Annotated in this window: 3 protein-coding genes; all 3 read right to left on the minus strand. The window is 74.4% G+C overall.

The window, feature by feature from the left end; translation table 11 throughout:
- Nucleotides 1-137: 137 nt before the first annotated feature.
- Nucleotides 138-1,235, minus strand: coding sequence for a class II histone deacetylase (locus H1A17_RS33785; RefSeq protein WP_145920442.1), 1,098 nt, complete (start codon nt 1,233-1,235; stop codon nt 138-140).
- Nucleotides 1,236-1,337: 102 nt separating this feature from the next.
- Nucleotides 1,338-1,643 (minus strand): hypothetical protein, encoded by a 306-nt coding sequence (locus tag H1A17_RS33790; protein WP_088647687.1) that lies wholly within the window; start codon nt 1,641-1,643, stop codon nt 1,338-1,340.
- 92 nt (nt 1,644-1,735) lie between these two features.
- Nucleotides 1,736-3,273, minus strand: a 1,538-nt coding sequence (locus H1A17_RS33795; RefSeq protein ID WP_194823787.1) for a pyridoxal phosphate-dependent aminotransferase family protein, incomplete at its 5' end; no start/stop codon positions are given.

The raw sequence follows: 3,273 nt of genomic DNA on the forward strand, positions 1-3,273 counted from the left end.
CCCGGCGTGCGGCAACGCGATCAGCCGCGCCCACGGCCCGCCGCGCGCCGGGCCGGCGGGACGGGACCCGCCGTCGACCGGGTGCCGCAGGCCCGCGCCCACCCGCATCAACCAGCCGTTCATCGGCTCCGCCCTCCTCATGTCAGCATCGGGTGGTGGGCTTCGAGGTGCTCGACCACGCGGCTCTGCTGCGGTCGCAGCCGTTGCCCGGGAAGGTGCTCCAACGAGTGCAGGAAGGGATCGGGCGGCGCCGGCAGCCCGGCGATCGCCGACGCGATGGCCAGCACCAGCGTCGGCTGGTACCAGGCCGAGTAGCCGCCCTCGTGGACGAAGACGATCCGTCCGCCGGTGAGGTCGTCGGCCAACGCGCACATGCCCTCGGTCAGCGCGTGGAAGGTCCGGCTGGTGCACATCATCCGACCCATCGGGTCGTGGCCGCTCGCGTCGACACCGGCCGCGACGAGGATCAGCTCCGGGCGGAAGGCACGCGCCGCCGGCACGACCAGCCGGGACAGCGCCGCCAGGTACGCCTCGTGCCCCGACCCGGCCGGCAGCGGCACGTTGAGGGTGCGGCCCGCGCCGGCCCCGGCCCCCGTCTCGGTGACCAGCCCCGACGCGGGCGGGAACAGCCCCTCCTGGTGGATCGAGACGTAGAGCACGTCCGGGTCCTCGTAGAAGGTGCGCTGGATGCCGTTGCCGTGGTGCACGTCCCAGTCGAGCACCAGCACCCGGCGTACCCCGTGCCGCTGCGCCGCCCGCGCGGCGATCGCCACGTTGTTGTAGAGGCACAGTGCCATCGCCCGGTCCGGCTCGGCGTGGTGTCCGGGCGGCCGGACCAGGCAGTACGCCCGGTCGAAGCGCCCGTCGAGCACGGCGGTGGCCGCCTGCACGCAGGCCCCCGCCGCCACCCGGGCGGCCTGGGCGCTGTGGTGGTTGACGTACGCGTACACCCCGGCGTCGCCCGCGCCGAGCGCGGAGGCCGCCTCGACCCGGCCGAGGTGCTCCGGCACGTGCACCAGCAGCAGGTCGTCGTCGCTGGCCGGCTCGGGGGTGACCCGGGTGTAGTGGTCCAGCACCCCGGCCAGCCGGACCAGTCCCTCGGCCCGCCGCAGGTCCGGGTCGACGGCGTGCTGGCGCAGGGGTTCGATGCCCGGACCGACCGGCAGGTAGCCCGATCCCGGTCCGGGGTCGTGCCAGAAGCAGATCTCGTGGCTGTACCAGGCGAGCTTCGACATGTGCGACGTCCTCGGCGCTCGACGATCGGGCAGGGGCGGGTGGCCGGGGCGCGCCACCGACGGGACCGGGTCGGTGGCGCGCCCCGGACCGGACGCCGCCGGTCAGGCGGCGACGGTGGCCGGTGCCCGGGTCACCCCGGACACCTCGGCGATGTAGCGGTGGTAGTGCTCCCGCTCCTCGGCGGGGGTGAGCTTGGCCCGGAACGTGGCGTCCAGCCAGCCCAGCACCTGCTCGGCCTCGGCCCGGGTGAGCGCCCGGTCGCCGAGTTCCTTCTCGAACTCCCGGATGCGGGCGGTGGGCGTCAGGACGCCCTCGGCGTAACCGGTCTCGTCGGTGTTGTGGTTGCGGGTGCAGGCGACGGCCTTCAGGACGGCACCGAAGAAGGCCCTGCTGTCGATGTCACTCACTGCGTTCTCCTCTCGACGGGGTTCCTCCGCCGGCCGCCCGGTCGGGCGGCCGGCAGCACGGGTGGGTCTCGGTCGGAGCGCGCCGGCGGTTCTCAGGGGATGAGCCCGACCTGCCGGCCGGCCCGGGTGAAGACGGCGACGGCATGGTCGAGGTCGTCGGCGCAGTGGCTGAGGTTGACGATGGTGCGCAGCCGGGGCAGCGCCTTGGGCACGGTGGGATAGACGATGGGCTGGACGAAGATGCCGTCGGCCTGGCAGAGCCGGGCCATCTCCTGGGCCTGCCCGGCGCTGGCGCAGATGATCGGCACCACCGGCGTCTCGCTGGCCAGGGTGTCGAAGCCGAGGCCGCGCAGCGTCGCCCGGTACCGGTCGGTGAGCGCCCGCAGTTCCCCGGTGAGCTGCGGAGCCGCCTCCATCACCTCCACCGCGGCCCGCGCGGCGGCCACCTGCATCGGGGTACCGGCGGCGGAGAACATCCAGCCCCGGGCGTTGTTCTTCAGGGCGAAGACCAGGTCGCTGGAGCCGGCCACGTAGCCGCCGGTGCTGGGCACCGTCTTGGACAGCGTGCCCATCTTGACCGCCACCCGGGCCGGATCGATGCCGAAGTGTTCGGTGATGCCCCGGCCGGTGGCGCCCAGCACGCCGAGGCTGTGCGCCTCGTCGACCATCAGCGGCGCGTCGTAGCGCTCGCACAGCGCCAGGATGCCGGGCAGGTCGGCGATGTCGCCGTCCATGCTGAAGACCGCGTCGGTGACCACCAGCTTCCCGGCGTCGCCCGCCCGGCGCAGGGCGCGTTCCAGGTCGGTCAGGTCGTTGTGCGCGTAGGTGATCACGGTCGCGCCGGACAGCCGGTAGCCGTCCAGGATGCTCGCGTGGTTGTAGACGTCGCCGATCACCACGTCGCCCGGCCCGACCAGCGCGCCGATCGTCGCCACGTTGGCCATGTAGCCGCTGGTGTAGACGATGGCGTCCTCGGCCCCGAGGAACCGGGCGATGCCCAACTCCAGCTCGCGGTGCAGGTGCAGGGTGCCGGCGAGCAGCCGTACGCCGTGCGCGCCGGTGCCGTGCCGCTCCAGGGCCCGCTGCGCCTGGTGGTTGATGTAGTCGTGGCCGATCAGCCCGAGATAGCTGTACGACGCGAAGTTGAGGAACCAGCGGCCGTCGAACTTGATCCAGGCGCCCTTGGAGTCCTCGATGACCGGCTCGTAGAAGTAGTCGTCCTGGGCGATGACCACCCGGTCGTCCACCGACAGCGCGTCGATGCGCCGGTCGAGGAAGGAGCCGTCCGGGTGGTCGCCGAGCCGGCCGGGCAGGGTGCGGCGGGGCACCGACGCGCCGACCGGGACGGCGACACCGGGCGGCCCGGACCGCTCCCGGGCGGTAGGCGGGCCCGCCGTCGGCCGGTGTCCGTCCGCCACCGGGCTCCCCGCCGCCGGACCGACGCCGGCACGGTGGTCGGGCCGGGACGGGTGCCGGTCGGCGGCACCGTCGACGTCGCGGTAGCGGTCCCAGTCGGGCACGAAGCGCGGTGTCGGCGACGCGGCCACCGGTTCCGGCGACGCACCGGCCGGGCGGACGGCGGCCGGCCCGGCCGGTACGGCGGCGGACCCGGACCGCCCGACGCCCGGCG

It is taken from the genome of Micromonospora sp. S-DT3-3-22, from assembly GCF_015354745.1.
GTDB lineage: Bacteria > Actinomycetota > Actinomycetes > Mycobacteriales > Micromonosporaceae > Micromonospora > Micromonospora wenchangensis.

Coding starts and splice junctions, on each gene's coding strand:
- H1A17_RS33785 (WP_145920442.1), bottom strand. CDS start 1,235: ATGTCGAAGCTCGCCTGGTACAGCCACGAGATCTGCTTCTGGCACGAC.